This is a genomic window from Halosaccharopolyspora lacisalsi (genome assembly GCF_014137975.1).
Classification (GTDB): domain Bacteria; phylum Actinomycetota; class Actinomycetes; order Mycobacteriales; family Pseudonocardiaceae; genus Halosaccharopolyspora; species Halosaccharopolyspora lacisalsi.
Genome location: NZ_JACGWZ010000004.1, coordinates 64,742 through 89,236, shown reverse-complemented (window position 1 = coordinate 89,236; position 24,495 = coordinate 64,742). Strand labels below are relative to the sequence as shown.

Annotated in this window: 21 protein-coding genes; 7 read left to right on the top strand and 14 right to left on the bottom strand. The window is 68.5% G+C overall.

Features of this window, described 5'->3' with window-relative positions:
- The first annotated feature begins 49 nt into the window (after positions 1 to 49).
- Both FHX42_RS14525 and FHX42_RS14520 read left to right on the top strand, forming a co-directional pair.
- On the top strand, positions 50 to 727 hold the full coding sequence (locus tag FHX42_RS14525; RefSeq protein WP_220480374.1) for a DUF3153 domain-containing protein: 678 nt from the start codon (positions 50 to 52) through the stop codon (positions 725 to 727).
- 114 nt (positions 728 to 841) lie between these two features.
- On the top strand, positions 842 to 1,972 hold the full coding sequence (locus tag FHX42_RS14520) for a polyprenyl synthetase family protein (protein WP_328796139.1): 1,131 nt from the start codon (positions 842 to 844) through the stop codon (positions 1,970 to 1,972).
- 34 nt (positions 1,973 to 2,006) lie between these two features.
- On the opposite strand, the gene FHX42_RS14515 is transcribed toward FHX42_RS14520, so the two are convergent.
- Both FHX42_RS14515 and FHX42_RS14510 read right to left on the bottom strand, forming a co-directional pair.
- Entirely contained in the window at positions 2,007 to 2,540 is a 534-nt protein-coding gene (locus FHX42_RS14515) for a VanZ family protein (RefSeq protein WP_235987357.1), read from the bottom strand.
- A 336-nt stretch (positions 2,541 to 2,876) separates the two neighbouring features.
- Positions 2,877 to 3,242 (bottom strand): Rv2175c family DNA-binding protein, encoded by a 366-nt coding sequence (locus FHX42_RS14510; protein ID WP_328796138.1) that lies wholly within the window; start codon positions 3,240 to 3,242, stop codon positions 2,877 to 2,879.
- 166 nt (positions 3,243 to 3,408) lie between these two features.
- On the opposite strand from FHX42_RS14510, the gene pknB reads away from it, so the two are divergent.
- Together pknB and mptB are read left to right on the top strand one after the other, a co-directional pair.
- Complete coding sequence (gene pknB / locus FHX42_RS14505; protein ID WP_235987356.1) at positions 3,409 to 5,427, top strand: Stk1 family PASTA domain-containing Ser/Thr kinase; 2,019 nt, start codon at positions 3,409 to 3,411, stop codon at positions 5,425 to 5,427.
- 278 nt (positions 5,428 to 5,705) lie between these two features.
- Positions 5,706 to 7,259, top strand: coding sequence for a polyprenol phosphomannose-dependent alpha 1,6 mannosyltransferase MptB (mptB, locus tag FHX42_RS14500; RefSeq protein ID WP_235987355.1), 1,554 nt, complete (start codon positions 5,706 to 5,708; stop codon positions 7,257 to 7,259).
- Positions 7,260 to 7,299: 40 nt separating this feature from the next.
- Here mptB and FHX42_RS14495 read toward each other — a convergent pair whose 3' ends face one another.
- The 4 genes from FHX42_RS14495 to FHX42_RS14480 form a co-directional block, all read right to left on the bottom strand.
- On the bottom strand, positions 7,300 to 8,688 hold the full coding sequence (locus tag FHX42_RS14495) for a class II 3-deoxy-7-phosphoheptulonate synthase (protein WP_182544930.1): 1,389 nt from the start codon (positions 8,686 to 8,688) through the stop codon (positions 7,300 to 7,302).
- Between the two features lie 98 nt (positions 8,689 to 8,786).
- The gene (locus tag FHX42_RS14490) at positions 8,787 to 9,824 is read right to left on the bottom strand and encodes a 6-phosphofructokinase (protein WP_182544929.1); all 1,038 of its coding nucleotides are present in this window, start codon (positions 9,822 to 9,824) and stop codon (positions 8,787 to 8,789) included.
- 96 nt (positions 9,825 to 9,920) lie between these two features.
- The gene (locus tag FHX42_RS14485; RefSeq protein WP_182544928.1) at positions 9,921 to 10,424 is read right to left on the bottom strand and encodes a polyadenylate-specific 3'-exoribonuclease AS; all 504 of its coding nucleotides are present in this window, start codon (positions 10,422 to 10,424) and stop codon (positions 9,921 to 9,923) included.
- 52 nt (positions 10,425 to 10,476) lie between these two features.
- Positions 10,477 to 11,223, bottom strand: coding sequence for a lysophospholipid acyltransferase family protein (locus FHX42_RS14480; RefSeq protein WP_182544927.1), 747 nt, complete (start codon positions 11,221 to 11,223; stop codon positions 10,477 to 10,479).
- Positions 11,224 to 11,680: 457 nt separating this feature from the next.
- On the opposite strand from FHX42_RS14480, the gene FHX42_RS14475 reads away from it, so the two are divergent.
- The gene (locus FHX42_RS14475) at positions 11,681 to 12,160 is read left to right on the top strand and encodes a DUF308 domain-containing protein (RefSeq protein ID WP_182544926.1); all 480 of its coding nucleotides are present in this window, start codon (positions 11,681 to 11,683) and stop codon (positions 12,158 to 12,160) included.
- Positions 12,161 to 12,180: 20 nt separating this feature from the next.
- Here the strand turns inward: FHX42_RS14475 and FHX42_RS14470 are convergent, their stop codons facing one another.
- The 5 genes from FHX42_RS14470 to FHX42_RS14450 all read right to left on the bottom strand — a co-directional run bounded on the left by FHX42_RS14470 (position 12,181) and on the right by FHX42_RS14450 (position 16,167).
- The gene (locus FHX42_RS14470) at positions 12,181 to 13,152 is read right to left on the bottom strand and encodes an ROK family protein (protein WP_182544925.1); all 972 of its coding nucleotides are present in this window, start codon (positions 13,150 to 13,152) and stop codon (positions 12,181 to 12,183) included.
- A complete protein-coding gene (locus FHX42_RS14465) occupies positions 13,146 to 13,592 on the bottom strand; it encodes a hypothetical protein (RefSeq protein WP_182544924.1) in 447 nt (148 codons plus the stop codon). Before FHX42_RS14465 ends, FHX42_RS14470 begins: the two co-directional genes overlap by 7 nt.
- A 6-nt stretch (positions 13,593 to 13,598) precedes the next feature.
- Positions 13,599 to 14,828, bottom strand: coding sequence for an ArsA family ATPase (locus FHX42_RS14460; protein WP_182544923.1), 1,230 nt, complete (start codon positions 14,826 to 14,828; stop codon positions 13,599 to 13,601).
- Between the two features lie 39 nt (positions 14,829 to 14,867).
- Entirely contained in the window at positions 14,868 to 15,311 is a 444-nt protein-coding gene (locus FHX42_RS14455; RefSeq protein ID WP_182544922.1) for an SRPBCC family protein, read from the bottom strand.
- A gap of 67 nt (positions 15,312 to 15,378) precedes the next feature.
- Complete coding sequence (locus FHX42_RS14450) at positions 15,379 to 16,167, bottom strand: metallophosphoesterase family protein (RefSeq protein ID WP_182544921.1); 789 nt, start codon at positions 16,165 to 16,167, stop codon at positions 15,379 to 15,381.
- Between the two features lie 302 nt (positions 16,168 to 16,469).
- Here FHX42_RS14450 and FHX42_RS14445 point away from each other — a divergent pair, with 302 nt between their 5' ends.
- Complete coding sequence (locus FHX42_RS14445; RefSeq protein WP_182544920.1) at positions 16,470 to 18,278, top strand: AMP-dependent synthetase/ligase; 1,809 nt, start codon at positions 16,470 to 16,472, stop codon at positions 18,276 to 18,278.
- 99 nt (positions 18,279 to 18,377) lie between these two features.
- Here the strand turns inward: FHX42_RS14445 and FHX42_RS14440 are convergent, their stop codons facing one another.
- From FHX42_RS14440 to FHX42_RS14430, 3 genes are all read right to left on the bottom strand, one after another.
- A complete protein-coding gene (locus FHX42_RS14440; protein ID WP_182544919.1) occupies positions 18,378 to 19,712 on the bottom strand; it encodes a peptidase MA family metallohydrolase in 1,335 nt (444 codons plus the stop codon).
- A 91-nt stretch (positions 19,713 to 19,803) separates the two neighbouring features.
- Positions 19,804 to 20,856, bottom strand: coding sequence for a C40 family peptidase (locus FHX42_RS14435; protein ID WP_182544918.1), 1,053 nt, complete (start codon positions 20,854 to 20,856; stop codon positions 19,804 to 19,806).
- A 470-nt stretch (positions 20,857 to 21,326) separates the two neighbouring features.
- Positions 21,327 to 22,694 (bottom strand): NYN domain-containing protein, encoded by a 1,368-nt coding sequence (locus tag FHX42_RS14430; protein WP_407926256.1) that lies wholly within the window; start codon positions 22,692 to 22,694, stop codon positions 21,327 to 21,329.
- Between the two features lie 81 nt (positions 22,695 to 22,775).
- On the opposite strand from FHX42_RS14430, the gene FHX42_RS14425 reads away from it, so the two are divergent.
- Complete coding sequence (locus FHX42_RS14425; protein ID WP_182544916.1) at positions 22,776 to 24,491, top strand: DEDD exonuclease domain-containing protein; 1,716 nt, start codon at positions 22,776 to 22,778, stop codon at positions 24,489 to 24,491.
- The last annotated feature ends 4 nt before the right edge of the window (positions 24,492 to 24,495 follow it).

Here is a 24,495-nt window from a genome sequence, read left to right as displayed (position 1 = left end):
GTCCCTGTGCGAAGCGGCCCGAGATGGCACGATAACCATGGTGCGGGGTGTGAGAGTAACCAAGGATCGACACCGGTCCGGTGCGGCACTGGTGTTGCTGGTCATGCTGGGTAGTCTGCTGCTGAGCGGATGCCTGCGCGCGAACGTGTCCATGACCTTCTCCGAGAACGACCGGGTCTCCGGCGAGGTGCTGGTGGCGGTACGCAGACCCGCGAACCAGGAACCGTTCCGGCTCCGGGTCCCCCGCGAGTTCCGCGAGCGTGTGCACACCACGCCGTACTCCGAGAACGGGAGGGTGGGTTCGACGCTGTCGTTCGACAACCTCACTTTCGGGGAAGCCGAACAGCTCGGCCGTGCGCTGGGAGGATCGAACTCTCGGTACGACTTCAGCATCAAGCGCGCGGGATCCCTCATCGAGGTGCACGGGTCGGTCGATCTGACACCGCTGGACCAGACCAACTCCTCCGTGGTCGTTCGGATCAACACGGTCGGCGAGGTCACCACGACCAACGGCAAGAACAGCTCCGGAACGATCACGTGGAGACCGCAGCCCGGCGAGGTGACCGAGCTGTCGGCCACCTTCCAGCACTCGGACTCCGGAGGCGGCACCTGGCTGAACTGGACACTGATGATCGGTGCGCTGACCCTCGGAGTGGCGGCACTGGTGGCGAAGCTGGCCCTGGACAACCACCGGAGGACCCACGGTGACGCGGAGAGCGTCGCGTGATCTTCCCGGGCCCCCGCGGACATCCTCGAACCCGCTATGCGTTTCCCAGGTCACAACGGGTGTCCGACCGCCCCCTGTTGGGCCGGAGCGGGGAGCGTCGCGGAGGATGGTCCGGTGCCCCTCCAGGATCTCGCCGTCGAGCAAACCTCCGCTGAGGACGTCGTCACCGTGGAAACCGACCTCGCAGACCAGGTGCAGCAGACACTGGCCGACTACCTGCGGATCCGCCGCGCCGAGTGCGCCGAGCTGGACCCTTCCTTCGTCGAGGCGATCGACGAGCTCATCCGCTTCGTCCTCCGGGGCGGCAAGCGCATCCGCCCCACCTTCGCGTGGTGGGGGTGGCGTGCCGCGGGCAATCCCGCCGACGGAGAGTACGCGACCGCGATGCTGCGAGCCGCCAGCTCGCTGGAGCTCGTCCAAGCCTGCGCACTGATGCACGACGACCTCATCGACGACTCCGACACCCGACGCGGCAGGCCCACCGTGCACGTGAGCTTCGCCGACACCCACCGCGAACAGGGCTGGGGCGGCACCTCGAAACAGTTCGGCACGGCCGCCGCGGTCCTGCTCGGAGACATCGCCCTCGCCTGGTCCGATGACATGCTCCACGCGGCCGGTCTCGCACCACCGGACCTGGCTCGTGCGTCGCAGGCGTGGCAGGCCATGCGCACGGAGGTCCTGGCGGGCCAGTACCTCGACGTTCTCGGCCAAGCACGGGGCGACGAGACCCGCAAGGCCGCCATGAGGGTCGACGAGCTCAAGGCGGCTTCCTACACGGTGGAACGTCCGCTGCAGTTCGGTGCCGAGCTCGGGGGTGCCGACGCTGCCACGGTACAGGCGCTGCGGCGGTTCGGTGCGGACATCGGAGTGGCCTTCCAGCTCCGTGACGACCTTCTCGGGCTGTTCGGCGATCCCGGAGTGACCGGCAAGCCCTCCGGGGACGACCTGCGCGAGGGGAAGCGGACCCTGTTGGTGGCCGAGGCGTTCGAACGGGCACGCAGCCGTCACGATCAGGAGTCGCTCACCGTGCTGCGCTCGGCACTGGGCAACCCGGAGTTGTCCGGGGAAGGCGTCGATCGGGCCCGGAGCGTGCTGGAGCATCTCGGTGCCGTCGAGGCCGTGGAGTCGCGCATCACCGGGCTCACCGACTCGGCGCTGACGGCGCTCGGCACCGCGGAGGTGGAGGGACCCGTCGCCGCGAAGCTGGCCGAGCTCGCGGTCGCCGTCACCGATCGCACCGCCTGAGAGCTCGAACGGCACAAGCCGTACTTCGAAGCTGTCATGTCCCGTGGAAGCGCGCGTAGCGCGGTTTCAGTGCATGACGCCCCGTGGGAGCGCTCAGCAGTCCGGCGAGAAGCAGCACCCAGCGCGGACGTGCCAGTTCTCGGAAGTCGTCCCACCACTTGCGTGAGCACACCGCGCCGAGCAACGCCCCCGCCGTGTTCAGCAGGACGTCGTCGGTCGAGACGACCCGGCCGGGGACCGCGGTGAATTGGAACAGCTCGATCAGACACGTGGTCGCGACGGCGGCCGTCACGATTCTGGTCAGACCGGCGAACCGGGGAACGCGCAGCGGTAGCAGCGCACCGAGCGGCCAGAGCAGCAGGACGTTTCCGAGGAGTTGCAACCACGGCCAGATGTTTCCGGGAGCGGCGTGAATCGCGACTCCGAGATCCGTCCCCGGAACCAACCGCACCTCGTCCGGGCTGTTCCGAGGGGTCGAGACCAGCCGGAAAACCGCCACGGACGAGAACGCCAGCGCGGCGTCGACGGCGGAGAGCTTCACCGCGTGGGCGGACCGATCCGCCGGCAACGCAGCAGGATCGCCGTCACAGCCAGGACCACCGCAGGAATCAGCAGGACCCCGCGGGGAGCCGCCGTACCGATCACCGTGACCCATTCACGCACAGCCGTCCGATCCTCCTTCAGCCGGTCCGGCCTTCCGGATCAGCGAGACGGGGGGTCCCGCTCACGCGGATTTCCTCCCTCCATTCGACCAGGCTCGTGTGACATCACGCTTGAATCACAAAGAAGAATCGGGTGAATTCCGGCACAGTTCCGGAGTCGTTCCCGGGCACGACACGCGAAGAACCGGCGATGATATCACTCACCGCCGGTTCGCTCATCGGTGCCGGAAACGCGGTTCCGTTCAGAAAGCCATGGCCTGGGCCCGGCGCTTGATCTCCCGTCCGCGGTCACCACGCAACGCGTCGATCGGCGTGCCCGGAAGCGTGTCGTCAGCGGTGAACAGCCAACGCAGGATCTCCTCCTCCGTGTAGCTGTTATCCCGCAACAGGGTGATCGTGCCACCGAGTCCCTTGACGATCGCCTCGTCGGTCAGGAACGCCTCGGGGACCCCCAACACCCCCTCCCGGCGCAGCGCGAGCAGATGGCCATTACGAATCAACTGATGAACCCGGGTCACCGGTAGACCGAGTCGCGTGGCGACGTCGGGCAGCGGGATTACCGCCACATCGGGGTCAAGTACATCCGGGGCAGCGGGGACAGCACTCACGGAATACAGCTTGCCATTGAGCAAACCGATTCGCCAGCCTACCCACCGTTCCTCGATCGACTCACGCCTTCTCCTACCATTGGTACGTGACCAAAGGCGTGTTCGAGGCTCCCCCGACAGGCCGTGTCGGCTCGGTCGAATCCCGGCGGACCGCGGTGGTCGCGGCATGAGCGCCGAAACGCACCAGGGCGGCTCCCTGGTCGGCAACATGCTGGAAGGCCGCTACCGGGTCGACTCGCTCATCGCACGCGGGGGCATGTCGGCGGTGTACCGGGGCCTGGACACGCGGCTCGATCGGCCGGTGGCCCTCAAGGTCATGGACGCCCAGTACTCCGGGGACCGCTCCTTCGTCGACCGCTTCGAGGGAGAGGCGCGCGCCGCCGCCCGGCTGCACCATCCCGACGTGGTCGCCGTGTACGACCAGGGGGTCGACCGCACCCCGAGCGGTGATCACGTGTATCTGGTGATGCAGCTCGTAGAGGGCGGCACGCTGCGTGACCTCATTCGCCAGCATGGCAGGCTGACGCTGCCGGTGGCGACGAGCGTGATGACCTCCGTGCTCTCGGCGCTGACGGCCGCGCACGAGGCCGGGATGATCCACCGCGACATCAAGCCCGAGAACGTCCTGATCGGGCCCGGCGGCTCGGTCAAGGTCGCCGATTTCGGGCTCGTACGCGCGGCGGCCTCGGCGGGCACGACCAGTGGCAGCGTCATTCTCGGCACGGTCGCCTATCTGTCGCCGGAGCAGGTCACCACCGGCGCCGCGGACGCACGTACCGACATCTACGCGGCCGGTGTCGTGCTGTACGAGATGTTGACGGGGCGTCCCCCCTACTCCGGCGACACGGCACTGTCGGTGGCCTATCGGCACGTCAACGACGACATCCCCGCCCCCGGCGAGTCGGTACCGGAGATCCCTCCCGCCCTCGACGACCTGGTGATGCGGGCGACCCGCCGGGACGCCTCGGCACGTCCACCCGACGCCGCGACGTTCCTGGCAGAGCTCCAGGCGCTGCGCAGAAACCTGGGGGTGGAGTCAGCGGTCGTTCCCGTCCCCACCGGGGGGCCGGATACGAGCGGCTCGGACGCCACCGGTACCGACGACGGTCCCGTCACGGATCGCTTCCCCACCGTCGACGAGGACTCTCCTCCGTCCCTCGGGGCCGGCACCCCGGTGGAAGGCCCCCGGGGAACGCGAGCGCTGGTGCGGACGGCGCTCGACACCGACCGGACCCAGGACATGGCCGCGGTCGACACGCGGGCGACCGAGAAGCCCGGACCCTCGCGCACCCGGCGCCGCGGTAGGCGCGCGGTCGCGATCTCGACCGTGGTGGTCCTGGTACTGGCCGGCCTCGTCGGAGGCGTCGCTTGGTGGTTCGGCAGTGGCCGCTACATCGAGGTGCCCCGGGTAACCGGCAAGCCTCAGGCGGCGGCCCAGCGGGTGCTGCACGGAGCGGAGCTCACGCCGAAGATCACCAAGCAGTACGACAACGCGGTTCCGGCGGGAACGGTGATCAGCTCCTCCCCGGGGCAGGGCAGCCGGGCCCTCGCGGGTACCGAGATCACCCTGGTGATCTCGAAGGGAAAGCCGAAGGTTCCCGAAGTCCCGGCGGGGTCCTCGGTGCAGGAAGCTCGAACCATCCTTCGTCAGGCGAAGCTGCGACCTCGGGTGGACCCCTCGGCCAAGCGCTACCACAACAGCGTTTCCGAGGGGCGGGTCATCGGTGTCAGTCCCGCGCCGGGCACCTCGATCAACAGCGGTGCCACGGTCACCATCGTCGTCAGCAAGGGTGCGCCACCGGTCGCCGTCCCCGACGTGCGCGGCATGAGCCGTCAGCAGGCCTTCGCGAAATTGCGCCAGGCCGGTTTCACCCCCTACGAATCGGGACGCACGTTCGCCGAGGGCGTCGCGACCGACCACGTCGTCAGTACGAGCCCCGGCACGGGAACCAAGGTCCGGCTCAAGGACAGCCCGAAGGTCGGCGTCGTGCTGTCGAACGCGGTCAAGGTGCCCGACCTCGGACGCACGACCGTCAAGCAGGCCCAGCAGCGGGCTCGGAGCCTCGGTTTGAAGCTCAACGTGAGGTCGCTGCTCCAGCGGCCGAACGCCGTGATCCTGAGCCAGGAGCCATCGGCGGGGAGCACCGTCAAACCGGGCACGACCATCACCGTGACGGCCCTGTAGAGCCCGCGAAGCAACCACACGACTTTCCGGTCGACGTGCGCGGGGATCGGGTGGCGACCCCGCTCGGCACCCGACCACCGGCACCCACGGAGGCCCTCCCACCACGGCACCGCCACCCGCGGAACCCAACACGTTGAGTAACCATTTCGTCCTCCGATTCGTCGGAGTCACACCGACGCCGAAACCGGTCTGACGCGGGCATCGGGGAGATCACGAAACGGTCAAACAGCAGTGGCCGGGCACGGGTCGTCATGAGGGTGTGCGACTATGAGCCAACGATGTCCTCGAGTCCCGCCCTGGAGTCGAGACGCCAGTGGTCCGGCTGGATCGACCTCACTGCGCTCGACGATGCTCCGAACAGCGACCGCGCACCGCGCGGGCCGTTACCGCTTCGTACCATCGTGCTCGGCGGGGTCGGAACCGTGCTCGTCCTGCTGGGATCGATCGGTGCGGGTGGTGTGCTGATCCACGACCCGATCCTGCAGCCGGGCCCGCTGTCGGCCTTACGCTACGGTCACGGCAGGGACCTGGCCACGGCGGTCGTCTATCTGGGGTTCGGCCTGCTGGTGTGGGCCTGGGTACGACTGGGACGCGGAGTGCTCGCCGGCCTGGTGGGATCCCGCAGCGTGCTGCTGGCGACGCTGACGTGGATCGCACCGCTGATGATCGCTCCCCCGCTGTTCACCCGCGATGTTTACAGCTACCTGGCCCAGGGACTGTTGGCCCTGCACGGTCTCGACCCCTACTCGGTGGGGCCGTCGGCGTTGAGCGGAACGATCCCGAACAACGTGCACCCGTTCTGGCAGACCACACCGGCGCCGTACGGTCCCCTGTTCATCGGGATCTCCAAGGGCGTGGTGTTGCTCGTCGACCACGGCGTGATCTCCGGTGTCATCATGATGCGGATCTTGCTGCTGAGCGGTCTGGCCATGACGATCCTCGCACTACCGGGGCTGGTCCGACACCTGGGGGGAAGGCTGCCCGTGGCGCTGTGGCTCGCCGCGGCCAGTCCGCTGACGGTCGTCTACCTCGTCGGCGGACCCCACAACGACATGCTCATGATCGGCGTCCTCTCCGTGGGCACCCTGCTGGTGCTCGACGGCCGGCACGCGGGGGGCATCGCGCTGGTCACGCTGGCGATGGCCATCAAGGCCACCGCCGGACTGGCGCTGCCCTTCCTGGTGTGGATCTGGGCCGCCCGACTCAGCGGTGACCGGTGGCAGCGCTTCGCCAAGGCCGTGACGCCCGCGCTGGCCGTGTTCACCTTGGTCTTCGGCAGTTGCATGGCGCTGGCCAAGGTCGGATTCGGGTGGTTGCCCGCCTTGTCCGCCCCTTCCATGCTCGTCAACTACCTGTCCGCACCGACGGCCCTCGGCCAACTGCTGCACAGCGCCACGACACCGTTCTTCGGCATCAGCGCGGGGATGTTCGTCGGCTTCACACGCACGCTCGGTGGGATCCTGCTGGTGGCCGTGCTCGCCCGGCAGTGGTGGCAAGCGCGCGAAGGCGGCGCAGAGGCCGTCCGGCGTGCGGCGATCGCGCTGTTCGCGGGCGCGATACTCTCTCCCACGACCTTCCCCTGGTACCTGACGTGGGGCATGGCGCTCGCAGCGGCGTTGCCTTGGAACAGACGGGCGCTGAGCTGGGTTGTCGGTGCCTCGGTCATGCTGATGCTGACCTACTACCCCAGCGGGGAGGACGCGCTGTACAACTGGCCGTTCATGGCCGTGGGACTCGCCGCCGCCGTCCTAGCCGGCGCGTCCCTGACTCGTTTCGATCCCCTGGGGCTGGGCGAAGTCTTCCACCGCGAGCACCAGCAGTCGCGATCGTGAGTCCCGCGGGCCACGGCGTGGCAGCGGGACTCACGGCACCTCAGCTGCGCAGCATCTCGGCGACGAGGAAAGCCAGCTCCAACGACTGCTGAGTGTTCAGCCGCGGATCGACGGCGGTCTCGTAACGTCCGGACAGGTCGGTATCGGAAATGTCCTGGGCACCGCCGAGGCACTCGGTGACGTTCTCACCGGTGTGCTCGATGTGGAGGCCGCCGGGATGGGTTCCGAGCCGGTGGTGCACCTCGAAGAAGCCCTGGACCTCGTCGACGACACGGTCGAAGTGCCGCGTCTTGTAACCGGTGCTGGACTCGTGGGTGTTGCCGTGCATCGGGTCGCACTGCCAGACCACCTGGTGCCCGGACGCGGTGACCTTCTCCACGATCGGCGGCAGCAGGTCGCGAACCTGACCGTTGCCCATCCGGCTGATCAGGGTCAGCCTGCCCGGCTCGTTGTGCGGGTCCAACCGCTCGACGTACTCGACCGCCTCCTCCGGCGTCGTGGAGGGGCCGATCTTGAGCCCGATCGGATTCGAGATCAACCCGGCGAAGGCGACGTGGGCTCCGTCGAGCTGACGCGTGCGGTCGCCCACCCACAGGAAGTGCCCGGACAGGTCGTACAGGCGGGGCTGGTCACCGCTGGTGTCCAACCGCAGCATCGCCCGCTCGTAGTCGAGCACCAGCGCCTCGTGACTGGCGTAGTACTCCACGGAGTGCAGGCTGGAATCGTCGACTCCGCAGGCCGACATGAACCGCAGAGCACGGTCGATCTCGGCCGCCACGGACTCGTAGCGCTCCCCGGCGGGGGAGTTGAGCACGAAGTCCTTGTTCCAGTCGTGCACCTGGGCCAGTGCCGCCATGCCCGCGCCCGTCAGTGCCCGGGACAGGTTCATGGTCGCGCTCGCGTTGGCGTAGGCGCGGATGAGGCGGGAGGGGTCATGAGTGCGGGCGGACTCCGTCGCGGTCAGCGAGTTGATCATGTCACCGCGGTAGGCGAGCAGACCGCTGGAGTCGGTGGACTTCGAACGCGGCTTGGAGTACTGGCCGGCCATCCGGCCGACCTTGACCACCTGCATACTCGCGCCGTAGGTGAGAACCACGGCCATCTGGAGCAGCGTGCGGATGCTGGCGCGGATGTGCGGTTCGGTGTTGTCGGCGAACGTCTCGGCGCAGTCACCACCCTGCAGCAGGAACGCCTCGCCGCGCGCCACCGCCGCGAGGTTCTCCCGGAGGCGGTTCACCTCGGACGGCACGGTCACCGGCGGTACGCTTTCCAGCACCGACCTGACGTTGCGTGCCTGCTCGGGATCCGGCCACTCGGGCTGCTGCTCCGCGGGGCGGGACAACGCGTCGTCGAGTCGGGCTCGCATTTCGGCCGGCAACGGCGGCAATCCGGGGAGGTCGTCCACCGGTACGTCAACACTCCAGTTCACGGCCCCCAGGGTAAGCGGTGACCCCGGCGCATCAGCCAGCGGGAGTGACCGTCCCAACACCTGAAACAGCGCATCGGACGGTCCTCCCCCGCGAGATTTCAGCCGAACAGGGCTTCGGCCTCGGAGTAGCGCTCCAACGGCACGGTCTTGAGCTCGGCCGTGGCCTCCGACAGCGGAACACGCACGATCTCGGTGCCACGCAGGGCGACCATGCTGCCGAAGTCGTTCTCGTGCACGGCATCGATCGCGTGCAACCCGAACCGGGTGGCCAGCACCCGGTCGTAGGCGGTCGGCGTACCACCGCGCTGGGTGTGGCCCAGCACGACGGCGCGGGACTCCTTGGCCGTGCGCTCGGCGAGCTCCTCGGACAACCAGGTACCGACGCCACCGAGGCGGACGTGGCCGAACGCGTCCTTCTCCCCGGCCTGCAGCACCTCCTCCCCGTCTTCGGGCACGGCACCCTCGGCGACCACGATGATGGGGGCGTACTGCCGCTCGAAGCGCCGCTGCACCCACTCGCGGACCTGGTCGACGCTGAACCGCTTCTCCGGCCCGAGAATCACGTTCGCACCCCCGGCCAGGCCGGAGTGCAGCGCGATCCATCCCGCATGGCGCCCCATCACCTCCACGACCAGAGCGCGATGATGGGACTCGGCCGTGGTGCGCAACCGGTCAATGGACTCGGTGGCGATGTGGACGGCGGTGTCGAAGCCGAAGGTGTAGTCGGTGGCGTCGAGATCGTTGTCGATCGTCTTGGGCACCCCGACGACGGGAACGCCCTCACCGGAGAGTTTTTCGGCCACCCCCAGGGTGTCCTCACCGCCGATCGCGATCAGCGCCTCCACACCGCGCTCGGCGAGCGTGGCCTTCAGGCGGGCGACACCGTCGTCGATCTTGTACGGGTTCGTCCGCGACGATCCCAGAATCGTGCCGCCCCTGCTGAGAACGTCCTCGACCTGCTCCAGCCCCAGGGGCATGACCAGGTTCTCCAACGGCCCCTGCCAACCATTGCGGAACCCGAGGATCTCGTGGTCGTAGACCTCGATCCCCTTGCGCGTGACCGCGCGCAGCACCGCGTTGAGTCCGGGGCAGTCACCTCCGCCGGTCAGTACTCCGATGCGCTTACCGGTCGACATCCCGCCGCCTCCTCGCTGAAAACCGTCCACGTGACATGGATCTCCATTGCGGGAGTGAGCCTTTCACGGACTGGATCGGTGCAGCAAGTGGCTTGTTCAGCGCAGCGAGTAACCACGGTCGCGGCAGTGCTGTTCGATGGACTCCCACCGCCGCAGGTTGTGCCGAGCATCGGCGAGCGCGTCGTGAGCGTTCGACGGCGGCGGGGGAAGCTTGGGTTTGCCGACGGACTCCCAGCGTTGGCGAAGATCGCGGGTGAACTTCGGCAATCGGTTCGGCAGCGCGGGCATCGCCCCCCAGAGCTGGGCCAGCGCCACGTGGTCGTAGGCGGCGTACCAAGCCCACAGTTCGATCTCCGACCCGTCGGCGGTCAGGAAATCGTAGAGGTCGTCACGGATCCGCGCCCTGCTCCGCCAACTGTCGGAGGCGGGTGGCGGCAACTGCGGCAACACGTGCTTGCGTACCCACTGACCGGCTCGCATGGGGTCGAACTCGGTGGAGACCGCGTAGAACTCGCGTCCCCGTTCGTCGACCACACCGATCGACACCAGGTCGATGGTCAGTCCGTCCTCGATGAACTCGCAGTCGTAGAAAAACCGCACCCGGCAAGGGTATGCGCCATCCGAACACGGCCGGACCAGGGTCCGAGCGTGGTCACCCCGCCCGGCTCTGCGGAACACGGTCGGAGTCGACCTGGGTGCGCTTGGTCACGACCCGTCCGTGTTCGGCCAGGTCGTCCTTGGCCTTGGTCGCGTAGACGTCGACGTACTCCTGCCCGGACAGCTCCATGAGCGCGTACATGATCTCGTCGGTGATGGAGCGCTCCACGAAGCGATCCCCGGCCAGCCCCTCGTAGCGGGAGAAGTCCAGTGGTTCACCCACCCGGATCCGGATCCGGTACGGGCGCCACATCTTCGATCCCAGCGGGTTGACCCGGTCCGTTCCGATCATGGCGATCGGGATGACCGGCACCTCCGCTTCCAGCGCCATGCGCGCCACGCCGGTCTTTCCCTTGTACAGCCGTCCGTCCGGTGAACGCGTGCCCTCCGGATAGATGCCCAGCAGCTTGCCCTCCCGCAACAGCCTGATGCCCGTGTCGAGGGCGGCCTGAGCGGCGGCGCCACTGGAGCGGTCGATCGGGACCTGCCCGACACCGGAGAAGAAGTACTTCTTCAGGCGTCCCTTGATGCCCTTGCCGGTGAAGTACTCGCGCTTGGCCAGGAAGGTCACCCGCCTGGGCATCTGCAGCGGCATGAAGAACGAGTCGGCCACCGAGAGGTGGTTGCTCACCAGAATGGCCGCCCCCGCGTGGGGAACGTTGCCGCGTCCCTCGACCTTCGGTCGGCACCACAACTTCATGAGAGGACCGAGCACAATGTGCTTCAACACCCAATACAGCACAGCGCCGTTGCCTCCCAATCCCGATTACCCCGTTCAGGGTACGGAGCATCACTGACACGCACAATGTGGGATACCCGTACCAATCCTCGTGCACGAACCCGCCGCCCCCCGAGGGCGTGCGAGGATGGTCCGGAAGAGCCGAGCAACCGGGAGTGGAGGCTGGGGTGGCCTTACAACCAGTCACCGGACCGTTCGTCCACATCGGGCCCGAAGACGCCGTGCGCGGCGATTTCGACCGACTACGGCAACCACTGCTGCCGCCGTCGGCCACGACTCCCGTCGTGGAGTCGGCGCAGCCAGTGATGGTTCTCGAGCGCGTGGGTAGTCCGGGCGGGACGGATACCGTTTCACCGGGGAGCCATCATGCCGCGAGGCCGGAGAGCGGCGCTTCGACGAGCCACGTCGGAAGCGCCGAGTTCGTTTCCAGAATCCACCGCGAGCGCGTCAGGGAAGACGTATGAACGCGCGCCATGACAACGCCGACGGACCGGAAGACATCGACGCGGCCTTCGCGGAGATCGTCGCGGAGATCGAGCGGGACGAGCCACTGCCACGCTGGCCGCATGCCGGTTCGGAAACCGATGACAGCTCGGTGCCGGAACCGCCCTCGTCCGCCCCGGCCGAGGACGTGACCACGAGCGGTTCGGACGGTCCCCGCGACTGGTCGGCCCCCGAGGGAACCTCGGAGATCGACGAGGGGCATTTCGAACCACCGGAACCACCCCCGCTGTCACCGCCGAAACCGGGGACGGTCGGTGGCATCCTGCTGGTCGTGCTGGGAATCGTGCTGCTGTTCGCGCCCGGCCTGATCGGCTGGTCCAGTACCACGACCCTCCCGCTCGGGCTGATCTCGATCAGTGCGGGAATCGTGTGGCTGCTGCTGCGGATGCGTCCCTCTTCCAGGGACTCTGGCTGGGACGACGGCGCCCAGGTGTAGGTCCGCGACCAGCGACCACGTCACCGGCCGCAGACCGGGACGGCTCCGGAGCGGACGTGGTCGCGGGCCAGCTCGGCGGCTCCGATCATGCCCGCCTCGTCACCGTGATGCGCCAAGCGGAGCTCGGCCAGTGGTCGGTGACCGGCACCGGTGAGCACGGTCGAGTAGTGCTGTCGCGCCGCACCGAGGAACAGGTGAGCCGATCCGGACACTCCCCCGGAGAGCACCACCACCTGCGGATCGTAGACGTCGGCGACGAGGGCCAGGCCCTCACCGAGCCATCGCGCCAACTCCTCCATCGCGCGCAGCGCGGCGGGATCACCCTCCTCAGCGGCACGAGCCACTTCGTGGCCGGTCACCGACTCCGGCGACTCCGCCGCCCGCACGGCCAGCGGAGTCCTCGCCTGCCGACCCGCCGCCAGGAGTTCCAGCGCGGTGTTCGCCAGTGCCGTGCCGCTACAGTAGCGTTCCCAGCAGCCACGTTTGCCGCACGGGCAGGGCCGGCCCTGCGGTACCAGCCGCAGATGTCCGAGTTCCGGGGCGACACCGTGGGCACCCCGGTACACCTCGCCGTCGAGGACCAGCGCTCCGCCGATGCCGGTGCCCAGCGCCACCAGCGCTGCCACCCGGGCACCTTCGGCGGCACCGAAGCGTTGTTCGGCCAGCGCCGCCGCGTTCGCGTCGTGCTCGAGTACGACCGGCAACTCGAGCTGCTCGGCGATGCGGTCGGCGACGGCGACGTGGCGCCAGGCCAGGTGCGGCGCGAAACGCACGACACGACGGTCCGCGCTGACGAAACCGGCCACGGCCAGCCCCACCGCCGTAACCGGGTAGTCCCGTACGAGGCCACGCACGGCCTCGACGATCGCGGCGTCCAATGCGGGTACCGAGTCCGGAGTGGGGACACGGGCCGTCTTCAACACGGCTCCCTGGGGGTCAACCACACTGGCGCGGACGCTGGTACCGCCGACGTCCACCCCCACCGTCAGCAATACCGCTCGCCTGCCCGACTCTCGGAGGCACCGTCTCGGACCACGCTGCCCCGCACGCGCTGCACGGTGATCGGCTGCACCTTCGCGTCCTGCTCGGTCGCGTCGTCGTGCGCGGCACCGTCGGGCTCCCGCGAATGTCCGCTCGCCTGGTGTTCGAGCAGTGCCTGGCGCAGTGCGGCCGCCAATCCGGCCAGCTGTTCGGGCAGGTGCGCGCCCATCTGGGGTCGTTCACCCCGGGCCAGGGAGATCGCCGCACACAGTGGGCACCAGCCGCAAGGAGCGGAACCGTCCGACGCGCACGCTTCCTGCCCGTCTCCGCTCAGACCGAGCAGGTACTCCTCCGCGCGGGAGACGACCGCCTCCAGGAGCAACCGCAGCTCCTCCGCCGTCTTGTCCCGGCTCTCGCCCGCGGCGTCGGACTCGCCGTATGTCTGTTCCACCACCGCTCACCGCATCCACAGGTCCGGGTCGGGTCGGAAATTCACGGTCATCCCGTCGTCCCCGGCGACCGCACCGGTGACCAGGCAACGCCGCAACACCGCGGGCAGGGCGACCAAGCGACGCCGACCGTCGACGGTGACCGCGAGTTCGTCGCCGAGACGGGCGAGGTCGACTTCGGCCTCGGCGTGCAAGGGCATCGCGATCCGCAACGAATACTGCGAGTCCAGGGTCCGGCCACCTCCCGTGACCTCCATCGTCGGCGCCCTGTCGAGGCCGTGGGTGGGGTCGTCGGCACCGTAGAGCTCGTCACCGACCTCCAGCAGTGCGCCGACGCCGACGGGTTCACCCGCTCGGTGCTCGACCGTGCGCAACGGAACCCCGAGATCGGACAACTCGTTCAACACACCGTCCTGCTCGCCACGACGGGTGCGCATCCAGCTCGCCGCCGCGCCGCGAGCCGCCCCCGGATGCGGAACCAGCCGGTTGGCGATCAGGCCGTCGACGTGGATGCGCTGGAGCGCCAGGGCGGTCAGGGTGCGACGGGTCTCCGCCGCCACCACCGCTTCGGGAGTCAACACCAGACGCACGCTCGTGTCCGACCCCGTCAGGAACTCGGTCAACGTGGTGAGGCGCTGTGCCAGCCGGCCGAGCGCATCGGCCGTCGAATCCCAGCGTTCGACCTGGTCGCTGCCGGCCATGCCGGCCAGCATCCCCCGCACGACGCGGCGGTGCGTGGGAAAGAGCCGTTCGAGGTAGCCGGAGAGGGCCTCCGGCAGGCTCAGCAGTCGCAGGGTCTCGGCCGTCGGGCCGCAGTCGACCACGACCGTCTCCCACGGTCCGTCACCGGCCAGTCGCTGCACTTCGCCCAGCGCGAGCAGGTCCTCCAGACCGGGCACCTGGGTCAGCTCCTCGGTGTCCAGCTCCGTGACCCCGGCCCCCAGCAGCAACGTTCTGAGGTGCTCCCGCAGATCACTCCACACCTCGTCGAGCAGACCGCGGGTCTGGATCTCGGCGGCATGCAGGTGCGTACCGGGGGTGGACCGCTCCTGATCGTCCAGGTCGAGCTCGCGTGGCTCCGGCCCCAGCGGCACGCCCAGGGAATCGGACAACGAATGCGCGGGATCGGTGGACACGACCAGCACTTTCTCGCCCGCTCCGGCCAGCCGCGCCGCGGTGGCCGCGGCAAGAGTGGTCTTGCCCACGCCTCCCTTGCCGGTGAACAACAGGATTCGCACGCTGTGCTCTCTCGAACGCTCGGTCCGCCGAGTACGTGCTCAGCGGGCGGTTTCGACACGGCGCTTGAGCTCCTTCAGCGCCGTATCCATGATCATTTTTTCGGCCTTCCGCTTGAACATGCCGATCATGGGGATCGCCAGGTCCACGGCCAGGCTGTAGGTCACCTCGGTCCGTTGATCGGACTCCGGTCGCAACGTGTAGCTGCCGTACTGGGCCTTCTGGACCTTGCCCTCGGACAGGGTCCAGCTCACCGCCAGACCGTCACGACCCCAGTCGTAGATCAAAGAGTACGTGTCCTTGACGACTCCGGCATCCAGAACGAAGCGAACCTCGCGAGCCAGGCCGTCCGAGGTCGTCGACAGCACCTCGGTCTCCTTCACGGCCTCGGCCCACTCCGGATACGAGGCGAAGTCCGAGATCACCGCCATGATCCGTTCGGCCGGTGCCTCGATCACGATGGACTGGGTGGACTTGTCGACCATGCCGCGCAGGTTACAGGTTCATCGCCGCCGCAGTGCGCACCGGCGCGGTGACCACCGAGGACACACCTCACCACCGCAGTACGTACGGCTGCCCGGTCCGCCGGAAATGTCCGACGTTGACGCACTCGGTCCCATTCAACCGCACCCGCTGGGCCAGTGGCTGGTGCACGTGGCCGAACAGCGACCAGCGGGGCCCGTCCCGGGCGATCCGCCGCAACAGCCCCGTCGACCCGTGCTCCGGGCGCCGCGCCGTGACGTCGTAGAGCAGTTCGGGAACGTCCGGAGGAACGTGGCTGCACAGCACGTCCACCGGAGCGAGCCCGTCCACGAGCTCGTCGAACTCCCCCCCGGAACGCAGGTGCGGCACCCAGGGAGCACCCCGCCGCAGCGTCCCCCCGGGAGGCAGCAGGGCTCCGCCGACGAATCCGAAGCGCAGGCCACCGATCCACACGCTGCTCCCGTCCAGCACGTGGAGGCCCTCCCTGGCGAACTCCGGCCACAGGTGGGGCGCGTCCACGTTCCCCGCGGTCGCGTACGTGGGAGCGGTCATCGCCGCGAACAGCTCCGAGTACTGATCACGCACGGCCTGCTCCACGACCTCGGCGGGTCGGGGCAGACTCGCCCACAGGGACCGTGCGTAGGCGGCGACCTCGGCACCACGGTGGTTGCGGCGCAGTTCGGCGAAGTGAGCCACCTTCTCCGGGCCGAAAATCGTCCCCAGAATCCCCTTCTCGTGCTCGTGGTAGTCCACGAAGTGGATCAGGTCGCCGAGCACGACGAGCGCGTCGGCACCGTCACCTGCGCGCTTGAGGTCCTCCACGTTGCCGTGGACGTCCGAGACCACGTGAACCCGCAAACCGACTCCGCTCAGTAGTTCGAAACAGTGCTCTCGCGAAACCGGCGACCACCGACGGGACCCGACACGACGACGTGATGGCCCGGGCGCCGATCGACGTGATCGGCACGCGAGAAATAATGCGGCCCGGTGCCGTAGCGCACGGCCCCGACCGAACCTCCATACTTCCCGCCTGCGCCCCGCATCGTCCAGTACAGGCCTTCGTCAGCTGTGTGATGTGCGTCGGAGGACGGGGGCTACCGCTCGGTAGCTTTCAGGGTTAGGTTGTGGCCACAATCGGCGTGTTTTCGGAGGTTTTCGAGGTGCGAGAGTTCAGCGTCCCCGCCACGACCACGGTGGCCGAAGACGAGAACCTCACCGACATGGTGTGGGCCAACGCGGAGCGATTCGGGAGCGCGGTGAGCTTCCGGCGACGCATCGAGGACAGCTGGGTGGACGTGACCGCCGCCGAGTTCGCCGATCAGGTGCTGCAGGTGGCCAAAGGGCTCATCGCGACCGGGCTGCAACCGGGAGAGCGCGTGGCACTGATGTCACGAACCCGCTACGAGTGGACCCTGCTCGACTTCTCGATCTGGGCCGCCGGGTGCGCCACCGTACCGATCTACGAGACCTCGGCGTCCGACCAGATCGAGTGGATCCTGCAGGACTCCCAGGCCAAGGCGATCATCATCGAGACGCCGACGCACCGCGAGGAACTCGACAACGTCCGCGACGGGCTCTCCGACCTGCATCACGTGTGGCAACTCGACGCCCCCACCGCCGACGGCACCTCCCCCGCCGTGGAGGAACTGATCTCGCTCGGTTCCGAGATCCCCGACAGCGAGGTGCACGACCGACGTCGCACCGTGGGCGCCGAGGACCTCGCGACCCTCATCTACACCTCGGGCACCACCGGACGGCCGAAGGGGTGCGTACTGACGCACCGCAACATGCTCGCCGAGGTACGCGCCGACATCGACGCCTTCCCCCGGCTGATGCAGCCGGGCAACTCGATGCTCATGTTCCTGCCCATGGCCCACGTGCTGGCGCGCGCGATCGCCGTGACCTGTGTCTACTCACGACTCACGCTCGGACACACCGGAGACGTCAGCAACCTGGTCGCCGACCTCGGTTCCTTCCGCCCCACTTTCGTCCTGGCCGTGCCCCGCGTGTTCGAGAAGGTCTACAACACGGCCAAGCAGAAGGCCCATTCCGAGGGCAAGGGCAAGATCTTCGACAAGGCCGAGGCGACCGCCGTGGAATACAGCCGCGCCCAGGAGGAGGGCGGCGCGGGGATCTCCCTGCGACTCAAGCACCTCCTGTTCGACAGGCTCGTCTACGGCAAGTTGCGCTCCGCGTTGGGCGGACGGTGCCTCGCCGCCGTGTCGGGGGGAGCCCCCCTGGGCGAGCGTCTCAACCACTTCTACCGCGGCGTCGGCGTGCAGATCCTGGAGGGCTACGGGCTGACCGAGACCACCGCCGCGGCCGCCGTCAACGTCGAGAACTCCTACAAGATCGGCACCGTGGGTCGTCCGCTGGCCGGTACCAGCGTGCGCATCGCCGAGGACGGCGAAGTCCTCGTCAAGGGCGACGTGGTGTTCCAGCAGTACTGGAACAATCCCACCGCCACCGAGGAGTCGCTGGAGGACGGCTGGTTCCACACCGGTGACCTCGGCTCGCTGGACGAGGACGGTTTCCTGCGCATCACCGGGCGCAAGAAGGAGATCATCGTCACCGCGGGCGGCAAGAACGTCGCGCCCGCGGTGCTGGAGGACCACATGCGGGCGCACCCGCTGATCAGCCAGTGCATGGTCGTCGGAGACCAGAAGCCGTTCATCGGCGCACTGGTCACCATCGACGAGGAGTTCCTGCCGTCGTGGCTGGCCGAGCGGGGCCGTGATCGCACCACCCCCGTCGCCGACCTCGTCGACGACGAGGAGCTCCGCACCGAGGTGCAGAAAGCGATCGACGAGGCCAACGAGGCCGTCTCCAAGGCCGAACGGATCAAGCAGTTCCGCATCCTGCCGCGGGACTTCACCGAGGCGGGCGGCGAGATGACGCCGAGCCTGAAGCTCAAGCGCAGGAAGGTCGTGGAGAACCACTCCTCCGACATCGAGGCCATCTACTCTTAAGACTCTTTGCGGGATGGCCGGTGTAGTGGGTCGGGCGAGGGAACCTCGGGCGGCGCATCGAGTAGCCACACGTTCGGGTGGTATCCACTTCCCGCTGGTTCACCCGAACGTGTGGCGCAGGTGACCTCTCCAGCGACGCACGAGCTCGTTGGTGCTCATACCGGCGATGTCGCGCAGCGCTTCGTCCACGTCGGCGGAGGAGCCCGTTTCGGCGATGCGGTGGTACAGACCGACGACCCGTCGCTCACCCACCGTCCGGACCAGGAAGTCCACCACCGACCAGCCCTGCTGGTAGGCGAGCTCCATCCGCGAGCCGGATCCCTTGAAGGCGTCGTCGGACGGCAACCCGCTCGGGGGACCTCGCTGCCGAACCCGGCGCGCCAGGTCGGGAGCGGTCTCCTCCGACGACAGGCCGCTGCCGCGGTATCCGACGTAGTCGGCGAAACCCTCCAGCAGCCACATCGGTGCGCCGTCCACCGTGTCCGTACGGGTCGCGATGTGGGTGATCTCGTGCTGCAGCACCACTCGCAGAGTCGTGTCGGACAACTCCGCGGCCGTGGAGGTGTTGAACACGACGCGGGGACCCGCGACCCGGTCGGTGACCGTGTTCACCCGATCGGCGATGGCCACCGCCGCGATGCCGTCCACGGCGAAGGTGGGCCCCACCAGCGACCGCAGCTCCGAACGCGAAGCGGGAAGCAGCACACCGACCTGCTGGCTCCAGTCCGGGCCCCACACCTCGGTGACCGCTGTGACCGAGGCCTTCATGATCCTGGCCACGCGCCGCATGAGTTCCCGATTTCCGTCGTGCCCGAGCACCAGGCCGGTATCGGTGACGATGACCCGACACCTGCCGTAATACCAGGGGCCACGCCAGGTCAGCCGCTGCCGTTCCCGCGCGGCAGTGCCACCGGTCAGGTACCACGTGTCGCCTCTCCGGGCGAAAAGGTGGTTCACCGCCTTTCTCGTGGGCACGACGTCCACCCCGGTCAGGGCGTAGTTCAACACGACTCCGGGGGCCCACAGCTCCCTCGGTGGCTCGGGCATCGTGGCCGGGGGTGGCGACGATGCGGTGCCGTCCGAGTCGAGTTCGTAGAACCAGCGCGCCAGCGGCACATCCGCCAAGTTGTGGAACAGGGCACGCTGACGCCGGCGGAACGGCACGGGCGCCTGCGGGTCCACGGACGCCATGAAGGCCGCGAGGTTCCTGTTCCTCAACGCCGCGGCTCGGCGGTCCAGCAGCGCACGAATTTTTCGCTCGCGCGAGCTCACCTCACCACGGTCGCTCGAACGAGCCTGTTCGGACGGGTCGGGACTACGCCACGGTCCTGGCTTGCCCGGTTCCGAGACGGGAACGAGCAGGAGCACTATCGCCAGCACGAGCAGCGTAGCCGCCACGATCGACCACCCGTGCACCTTGCCGGAGTGCGGCACGTGACGAATCGTAAGTCGTGCCGAGCGCACCGGCACGGCACGAGCGGAAGGCCGGTACCATCATCGGTACCGGCCACTCACGCTCCGTTTCTCAGCCGGCGACGCGGCGCATCCCGTTGATCGGGCCGATGTCCCGGTACGAATCGACCTTGACCGGCTCGCCGGCCGTGGAGGCGTGCACCGCCTTGCCGTTGCCGACGTACATCGCCACGTGGCTGACCGGGCTGTAGTAGAAGACCATGTCACCCGGCTTGAGCTCGCTCGACGAGACGGACTTGCCCGTCTGGGACTGGGCACTGCTGGAACGGGGGATCGAGACCCCGGCCTGCTCGTAGGCCCACTGCATCAGCCCGGAGCAGTCGAACTGGCTCGGGCCCTCCGCCCCCCAGACGTAGGGCGCCCCCTGCTTGCTCAGCGCCGCCTGCACCGCCTGAGCGGCCGCACCGGCTCCGCCGGAGAACTCGTAGTCGGTGTTGCTGCCGCTGGACAGCGACTCCTTCTCCTGCTGGTCGAGATCGGCCAGGTGCTCCTTGACCTTGTCGATCTGGTCCTCCATGGCGGCCTTCTTGTCGCTGATCTCCTTCTTGATGCGAGCAGCGTCGGCCGCGGCCTGGGCCGCCTTCTTCCTGGACTCGTCCGCACTGCGCTCGGCGGCCTCGGCCCGGTCGGTGGCCGCGGACAGGGCCTGGATCGCCTTGTTGTTGTCCTTGGCCAGCGCATCCAGCATGGAGGCACGGTCCAGGAACGCTCCCGGGGACTCGCTGACCAGCAGGGCCGAGAGCTCGTTCAGCCGGGCACCCTGGTAGGCGGAGCTGGTGAGCCGATCGACCTTGTCACGGAACTTCGCCTCCTCGTCCCGTGCCCGGTCGGCGGCCTGCTCGGCCTTCGCCGCGGCGGCCTTGGCCTGTTCGAGAGCGGCCAGGCGTGCCTTGTGGTCGTCGGTGGCCCGGTGGTACTTCTCGGTCAGCTTCTCCGCCTTGCGAGAGAGGTCGTGAAGCTGTTCGAGCGTGTCCGAGGAGTTGTCGGGAAGTGGGGGTTCTGCGATGGCCGGCGCGGAAGTGATGGTGACGGCCGCAGCGACCGCCGTAGCCGTCAGGGCTCCGCGCATCGAGCGCTTCAGTCTGTGCGACGCCACGTCGCGCATAGCTCCTTCGTCTCCGTGACCGCCTACCGGATTCACCTTCACGGGTACGGGCACGAGAAAGCCCCCACCGGTTGACACGACGAACATGCCCCACCGGACGCACTCCACGAAGGTGCCGGTTCGGCTCCCCGACCAGCCGATGCGGCGGCGACTCGCGGAGCCACCCACGTCGGGCGGCTGATCGCCGCGAAGTCCCGGTCAGGTTACGAGAGGCGCGGCGCGACGTCCAGAGCGGGGCTAGACATCGACACCTCACTCCGCAAGCCCTCGAAAGAGTGAAGAGCGACCTCAGCTAGTAACCACGCCACCGGAAAAGCCCGTGAAGAGGTGAAATTCAATCCCCTGAAAGACTTTTGGATCACTCCGAACGTGACCGTGGAGAAGACATCCGCGCGCCGAACGGTCGACACTGTTCGGTGAATCACATTCATGAGGAGTCCGGTGGTGCTCCTGGGACGCCCCGTGACCGGTCAGACTCGGTTGATGCGCTGGAGCAGGACCGCGGAGGAGACCGCGTAGGCGCCCCGCTGACGAACCGAGTCCACCACCTCACGATCGGAGGTGGCCACGATCAGCTGCCGGCCCGGCGGCTCCGCGTCCACCAACCCGCGGATCACGTCGTCGGCCTGCACTCCGGGCTCACTGAACAGCACCCGGATTCCCCGCGGGCCCGCGGAGGGCACCGAGACCACGTCGGCCCCGTCGAAGACCACTGTGACCTCCGCCCCGGTACGCGCAGCCATCGCGGCCAGCTGGTGAGCGAGTCGCCCCCGTTGGTCGGCCAGCGGAAGTTCCGGATACCCGGTCTTGGTCACGTTGTAGCCGTCCACGACGAGATGCACGGCGGGAAGGGCCAGCAGTCGTTCCAGCGTCGTCTGGTCCGGCACCCGCCCCGTGGTGCCGGAATGGGCACGTACCCCGGTCACCGATTCGGCGGGCCTCGGCCCCCGGCCGCTCGCCCCCAGCTCCCGGCGGAGCCCACCGATCGACCCCTCCAGGGTGTCCAACAACAGCGCGAGGCGAACCTCGTCGCCCTGACGAGCTTCCCGCGCCGACTGACGAGCCACCTCGGCCTCGCTCGCGGCCCGCTCGGCGCGCACTCGGTCCTCCCGCGCCCGCGAAAGCTCGCGGTCCCGTTGCGCGGCGATCTCGGAAACCTCGTCCCGGGTATCCCGGCGAACGCGCTCCAGTTCGGCTCGCGCCGACTCGGCGTCCTCCTTGGCCGCCTTGAGTCGGACCCCCTGCTCACGCAGCCGCTTGCGAAGCTTGTCGGCCTCGCTGTCCTGCTCGGTTCGCGCGCTCGCCCGCTCCATCTCGGCAAGCCGGGTACGCAACCGTTCGGCCTCCGCGGCGAGCTTCTCCGATCTCGCCAGGGCGGAATCCCGTTCGGAACGCAACTGGCCGCGCTCGGCCCTGTGGGAAACCAGTTCCGCGTAGTGCGGAGCCTGCGGAGCTCCCTGGAGAACAGCGGCCACGGCCACGACCACCGCATCGGCGTGGTGGGTGTCGAGCGCCTCCGGCCGGTGTACGCGGCACCAGTCCACGACCGCGGTACGAAACACCGTCGAGTCACGCAAGGACGCGACCAGTACGTCCTTGCCGAGCTTGGCGCGTTTGGAAGCGGCGAACCGAACCACCGGACGTAACCGCGCGGGCACGTCGCCGGGCCGCAACTGTCCCAGCGCCGCGGCCGCGAGCTCCGCCAATCGGCTGCGTACCGCGTTCGGAAGACCGTCCCAGTCGACCGAAGCATCGACCCCGTCGTCTTGCTGTGCGCCGTCGCTGGCAGGCTCTTCGTCGTGGGGTGAGCCGTTGTCGTCACCCAGCGTCGGCGGTATCACGCTCCCAGGTTAATCACCCCACACCGCCCGCCCCGAAACAGCCGGGCACATCACTTGTCCGTAGCAACGAGTACCGTCATGGCAGTGCCAGACAACTCCCGGCAGCAACTGTCCTTCGACGAACTCGGGGTGTCCCTGCACGACGTCACCTTCGTCGTCCTGGACCTGGAGACCACCGGTTCCCGCGGTCGGTACGACTCCATCACCGAGATCGCGGCCGTCAAGGTCAAGGGGGGCGAGGTTCTCGGAGAGTTCTCCACCCTGGTCAACCCCGAGTGCGACATTCCTCCCGCGATCGTGTCGATCACCGGGATCACCGACTCGATGGTGGCCGAGGCCCCCCGGTTGGACGGTGTGCTGCCGAGCTTCCTGGAGTTCGCCGCGGGCTGCGTACTGGTCGCCCACAACGCCCCCTTCGACATCGGGTTCCTGCGCGGCGGCTGCGAGCGGCTGGAGCTGCCGTGGCCGAAGCCCACGGTCCTGTGCACCGTGCAGCTGGCCCGGCGTGTGCTGGGCAAGAACGACACCCCGAACAACAAACTCGCCACCCTCGCGCGAGTGCTGCACGCACGCACGACTCCCTCGCACCGGGCGTTGGACGACGCGCGCGCCACGGTCGACGTCCTGCACGGTCTGCTGGAGCGAGCCGGACCGTGGGGAGTGCACTCGCTCGAGGAGCTGCTGGAGTTCCTGCCCGCGGTCACGTCCCAGCAGCGCCGCAAGCGCGGACTGGCCGACGCGTTGCCGAACGCTCCCGGTGTCTACCTGTTCCGTGGCCCCAACGAAGAGGTTCTCTACGTCGGAACCGCCGGTAACCTGCGCAAAAGGGTTCAGCAGTACTTCACGGCTGGAGAACGACGCGGACGGGTCAAGGAGATGGTCGCGCTCGCCGAACGCGTCGATCACGTCGAATGTGCCCACTCCCTCGAGGCCGAGGTCCGCGAGTTACGACTGCTGGGCACGCACCAGCCGCCCTACAACCGACGTTCGAAGTTCCCGAACCGTGCCTGGTGGGTGGTCCTCACCGACGAGGCTTTTCCGCGCCTGTCGATCGTGCGCAAGCCGCGAGTCCGGTCACTCGGCCCGTTCCGGTCCCGCCGGAAGGCCGAGGAAGCTGTCAAGGCGCTCCAGGAGTCCACCACCCTGCGCCGCTGCACCCAGCGCATCCCCGCCGGGGACCAGCGTGGGAGCCCCTGCGCCCTGTACGAGATGGAGCTGTGCGGTGCGCCGTGTGCCGGCCACCAGGACGTCGAGCAGTACGCTCCGCAAGTCGTCGCCGTCAGCGAACTCATGGACGGCGCGGGCGACGGCGTGCTGGAGCATCTGCGGGAGAGCATCGACCGGTTCGCCACCACGCAGCGGTTCGAGGAGGCTGCGGCTCGCCGCGACCTGCTCGCCGGGTTGGTGCGCTCGGTGGACCGCGGGCAACGGCTGGCCGCGCTGGCCCGGATTCCCGAACTGGTGGCCGCCCGTCCGGACGGTTCCGGGGGATGGTGCTTCGCGGTGGTCCGACACGGCAGGCTCGCCGCGGCCGGAACAGCGCGCCACGGTACGCCGCCGATGCCGGTGGTGGACGCGCTGCGAGCCTCAGCCGAAACGGTACTGCCCGGAGACGGTCCACTGGCGGGAGTTCCCACCGACGAGATCCACGTCGTGCACCGCTGGCTCACGGCGGGCGACGCCCGAATGGTGCACTGCCACGAACCCTGGTCGGAGCCGGCGGGGGCGGCCGGTAAGTGGCGTTCCTGGGTCGACCGCGCCACCACCGCCCGCGACCCTTACCCGGAGGACTGACCGA

Coding starts and splice junctions, on each gene's coding strand:
- FHX42_RS14435 (WP_182544918.1), bottom strand. CDS start 20,856: ATGCGCGACGTGGCGTCGCACAGACTGAAGCGCTCGATGCGCGGAGCC.
- FHX42_RS14455 (WP_182544922.1), bottom strand. CDS start 15,311: ATGGTCGACAAGTCCACCCAGTCCATCGTGATCGAGGCACCGGCCGAA.
- mptB (WP_235987355.1), top strand. CDS start 5,706: ATGTCCTCGAGTCCCGCCCTGGAGTCGAGACGCCAGTGGTCCGGCTGG.
- FHX42_RS14425 (WP_182544916.1), top strand. CDS start 22,776: ATGGCAGTGCCAGACAACTCCCGGCAGCAACTGTCCTTCGACGAACTC.
- pknB (WP_235987356.1), top strand. CDS start 3,409: ATGAGCGCCGAAACGCACCAGGGCGGCTCCCTGGTCGGCAACATGCTG.
- FHX42_RS14475 (WP_182544926.1), top strand. CDS start 11,681: ATGAACGCGCGCCATGACAACGCCGACGGACCGGAAGACATCGACGCG.
- FHX42_RS14490 (WP_182544929.1), bottom strand. CDS start 9,824: ATGTCGACCGGTAAGCGCATCGGAGTACTGACCGGCGGAGGTGACTGC.